Source organism: Borborobacter xinjiangensis (assembly GCF_047739745.1).
Taxonomy (GTDB): Bacteria; Pseudomonadota; Alphaproteobacteria; order Rhizobiales; family Rhizobiaceae; genus Pseudaminobacter.
In genome coordinates this window covers 1-790 of sequence record NZ_JBLLVA010000092.1, presented here as the reverse complement: position 1 = coordinate 790, position 790 = coordinate 1, and the positions used below count along the sequence as shown (strand labels likewise).

The 790-nt window shown below is 60.8% G+C and carries 1 pseudogene; it reads left to right on the top strand.

Features of this window, described 5'->3' with window-relative positions:
* Positions 1-190: pseudogene (locus tag ACLKMW_RS26470) on the top strand (hypothetical protein); the annotation flags it as partial.
* Between the last annotated feature and the right edge of the window lie 600 nt (positions 191-790).

The following is a 790-nucleotide window of genomic DNA, read 5'->3' as shown; positions in this document are numbered from 1 at the left end:
GCTTGAACAAACATGCTTGATCCAACCCTCCTCATGTGAGCCTTACGTGAAGCGTGGGAAGACGGATGCTGCGGACGCGGTCTTGCCCCGCTTCGGCGCCATGCTTCCCGTCGCCGCGTGGCGCGCCACGATCCGCACCGCCGAACTGGCGGAAACCGAAAACTTCTCCGCCGCCTTACGGCGCGAATGACCGTCCGCAACATGACGCACAACACGCTCACGCAGATTCATCGAAAGCGTCTTCGGCATCGCAAATCACCCCCTCATGAAGAGAGTGAATCACGACAACCTCTTTAGCGGAATCCCCGATTCACAAAATCCGCACGGCGCTCTAGACGGCGGAATGGGCGACACAAGCGCCGCCGGACCGACGCCTCGCCGCCTGATCCCTCGGTTACATAGCCCGGCTTTGAGGGCCGATGCGCTGCAAATTCGAGGATTAACTCAATCGCATGGATCTCGGCTGGACGCACCGGCGGACGGCGATCGCGGAGTCGTTCCGAGTGAAGATCTGGGCAGTACTGCTCCTACGAGTCCGGCGTTGTTCTCATTCAGAACATGGCGCCGTGGCGCGCGATGCCATCATTGCGCAGGCTACCAAATAGTGCGGGCTGCCAAATGTCGAAACCGTCGACGGCGTTTACAGGCCGCAGCACTGGGCTGCGGCCTGCGTTGGCGGGATGCGTGCTACAGGACGAAATCCTGAGCGCTCAGATTGACCAGCCCCTGCAACTGCATCTCGAAGTCATGCACGCCATCGCCGTTCAGGTCGCCCTGGATCACGGTATGG